The following is a 3,076-nucleotide window of genomic DNA, read 5'->3' on the forward strand; positions in this document are numbered from 1 at the left end:
CCTCCCTCATGCTCACCCCCTGGCTCACCCTCTCCTCCCAAGACGTTTCCCCCAGCAAATGGTTCCCCGTCACCAGGGATGAAGTTCAGCTCCCCGACGGCACCATTATCGACGACTATTACTATTCCCCTCTCGGAGGCGTCGTCATGGTACTTCCCCTCACCCCCGCAGGCGAAATAGTCCTCGTAAAGCAATATAAACACGGATTAAAAGAGATCCTCCTCGAACTCCCCGGCGGCATGCAGCAGGAAGGCAAAACCATCGAAGAGTCGGCCCTTGCCGAGCTCGAAGAAGAAACCGGGATCAGGGCTTCAGCAGAGCAACTCATTCCCCTGGGCAGGATTGCCAACAACCCCACCAAGACCGACCAGGTAACCTGGGGATTCCTCGTAAAAAATGCAGAATTCAATTCGCAGCAGCACTTCGATCCCACCGAGCAGATCCAGGTGATCACACTTCCCGCAGCGCAGGTGCTGGAGATGGTAAAAAATGGTGAGATCTGGGTCACCGATTCGGTGTCCTTCCTCCTCAAAGCCAGCTATCTGCATCCCGAAATCTTCCACTCCCAACCGTTCAAATAAAAAGAGAAGACAAGATTATTCTTCCCTGTATTTCTTCCTGTACTCTGAAGGAGTAAGATTCGTCTGGTTCCGGAAATACCGGTTAAAAGAAGTTTTCGAATTAAAACCGCTCATCAGGCCGATCTCCTCCAGCGGGGTCCCGGCATTATCCTTTTTGATCAGTTCACAGGCATAATCCACCCGGTAAGCGTTAACATACTGGTAAAAATTAGAGTTCAGGTGAACGCTCAGCAGTTGCGTCAGATGATGCCTGGGCATCTTCAGTTTAGACGCCAGCCGCTCCAGCGAAAGATCCTGGTCAAGAAACACCTTTTCTTCAAGCATCGTATTCTTCAGCCTCTCATAATACTTTTCCATCACATCAGCAGGCAGCACCGATTTCTGATAAGACACCTCCACCGTTTCCGCCACCTGCAGCCGCGCCACCCGCCGCTTCTTCATCCCCATGCGCTCAGCCAGCAGCACCAGGGCATACCTGAACAACACAGCCACCACCCCGGTCATCATAAAATACGCCACACTCCTGGGCCACTGAAAACGGTTAAAGCTCGATTCCGGCATTGAGAGCCTCACCGAAATAAAAAGCAGGCTGGTAGTACATAATATAATCGCGAAAAGGCTCAGTAATCTTTTCACTTTAGTCCTCTGGAATATCACCAGCAATGCATAGACCAGAAAAGACACATTCAGGCCCCGGTACAACACTATCCGGTGCATCTGCAGCCATCCCTCACGGTAGCCCTCAAAGAAAAGGATCAAAAGATAGGATACCAACAGCACTCCAAACGGAAGGGCATGCAGCAGGATCTTCCGCTTATTCAGTTTCCCGATACTGGCACGCTGCGCAGCTACCAGGAAGGGCCCGTACAACAAGCCATAAGGAGCCGCCCAGTCAAGGAAACGATCTTCAGGGGCCCCGAAAAACACCTCGCAGATGAGCACGTGTACAAAATGGATCAGGATAAATACCAGGAAAATCCTGCATACAAGGTAAAAATCGCTGCGGGCACTCAAAAGCAGAAATACACACAAGGTGCATATCGTAAGCGTCGTACCGATAAGGAGAATACTTACCATCAGGCCGGCACCTCCACCCCGGAGTTCCCCAGGTAACCTTTAAATTCCGACGGAGTAAGCCCGGTAAATTCCCGGAAATAGCGGTTGAAAGAGGTTTTCGAATTAAATCCGCATTCCGAAGCAAGAGCCTCCATACTGAAAGACGACTCACTTTTCTCAATCAGTTCAATCGCATAGGCAATCCGGTAATAAGCCAGAAAATTATAGAAGTTTCTGCCCACATACACATTCAGAAGCACGGAGAAATGATACTTCGAGATCCCCAGTTCATCAGCCACCATCCCTGCAGTAAGCCCGGGGTTCAGAAAAGCCTTCGAAGTAATGAAGTACACCCGCAGTTTCTCCTCATAGGAAGCCAGCATATCCAGCGACGGCATCGTCCCCTTATAAGAGCGGATGCGCTCATCAAGTGGAACCAGCTGAGGCTCCTCCCATTTTTTTTTCTCCGGTTTCCGCTGCTGCGTTCGCCTGTAACTGTAAACCAGGAAACGGATCACCAGCATCACCGAAGTGCCCTGCAGCGCCAGCACGATCCATTGAATGTTAAAGCTGAAATGAGGTAACCCTGTGGCAAAATTCACAAAAAAACATAAGATCAGCAGTCCTGCAATGATCTCCAGGAAACACAGTTGGTCTGCCATCGCTTCAAACGTACTCTGCTTACCTGCAGACCTCATCAGGCACATAATACCGTAGCTAATCAGCGACACCGGCATCGCGAGAAAATAAGCAATGTAATATCCTTCCAGTATCTCTTCAGAATATAAACCCCTGAAAATCAACCAGTATAGCACAAAGTACCAGAGTGAAAACAGTAAAAAAGGCAGGCAGTGCAACAAGGCCTTTCTCCGCTGCACGGGTTTCCGCCTGTAATCGCGCAAGGCCAGTAAAATAAGGGGGCCGAACAGTAAAACAAGCGGAATCCCGGCGTTCACCATGACAGCAAGTCCATGGCTTAAAGCGGTTATCAAAAAAAGAAATAGATAACGATACCTGGAAAATTTCTTAAAAAAGAAAGAAACTAAGATTATTAATAAAAGTAAAAAGGCGAAACTTCGCAGGTAAAATATCATTCATTCAGGTGCTAAATCGGTATAACCGGATGTCCTCTAGCATCTGGTTATACTTTTCTAACAAATGTAAGTATTTCATTTTATAGAAATCATCATCAATAGAGAGAGAAGTGCCTTCAAAAATATCTTTCTTATTTCTGATGATGTCCGAACTGTCCAGTCCCGGTATCTGGACAGAGAAGTCGTAACCTATGCAATCTCCGATATTCAACACTACTGCTTCCGGTATCCTCGGCCTGGTAAACCAATTATACAGAGTTCTCCGGTTAACGTTAAGACTTTTTGAAATGTCCGTGATGCTGACCATGCTGAGTCGCACCTGCTTCTCAACTATCCTGCCCATGT

General features: G+C 48.1%; 4 protein-coding genes. 1 reads left to right on the top strand and 3 read right to left on the bottom strand.

The genetic code is table 11. The features are described from left to right. Nucleotides 1-581 (top strand): NUDIX hydrolase (locus DDR33_RS20965; RefSeq protein ID WP_317047464.1); only part of this gene is annotated, 581 nt, incomplete at its 5' end. Between the two features lie 15 nt (nt 582-596). On the opposite strand, the gene DDR33_RS20970 is transcribed toward DDR33_RS20965, so the two are convergent. From DDR33_RS20970 to DDR33_RS20980, 3 genes are all read right to left on the bottom strand, one after another. Next, nucleotides 597-1,658, bottom strand: coding sequence for a helix-turn-helix domain-containing protein (locus DDR33_RS20970; protein WP_109417760.1), 1,062 nt, complete (start codon nt 1,656-1,658; stop codon nt 597-599). Beyond that, complete coding sequence (locus tag DDR33_RS20975; protein WP_158280822.1) at nt 1,658-2,629, bottom strand: helix-turn-helix domain-containing protein; 972 nt, start codon at nt 2,627-2,629, stop codon at nt 1,658-1,660. The genes DDR33_RS20970 and DDR33_RS20975 overlap by 1 nt, the downstream gene beginning before the upstream one ends. Nucleotides 2,630-2,735: 106 nt before the next feature. Continuing rightward, a partial coding sequence (locus tag DDR33_RS20980; protein WP_146198820.1) for a hypothetical protein occupies nt 2,736-3,076 on the bottom strand: 341 nt, incomplete at its 5' end.

This window comes from Pararcticibacter amylolyticus (genome assembly GCF_003130405.1).
Lineage (GTDB): Bacteria > Bacteroidota > Bacteroidia > Sphingobacteriales > Sphingobacteriaceae > Arcticibacter > Arcticibacter amylolyticus.

What these genes read in the sequence shown, in the direction of transcription:
- DDR33_RS20970 (WP_109417760.1), bottom strand. Translation starts at nt 1,658, where the DNA reads ATGGTAAGTATTCTCCTTATCGGTACGACGCTTACGATATGCACCTTG.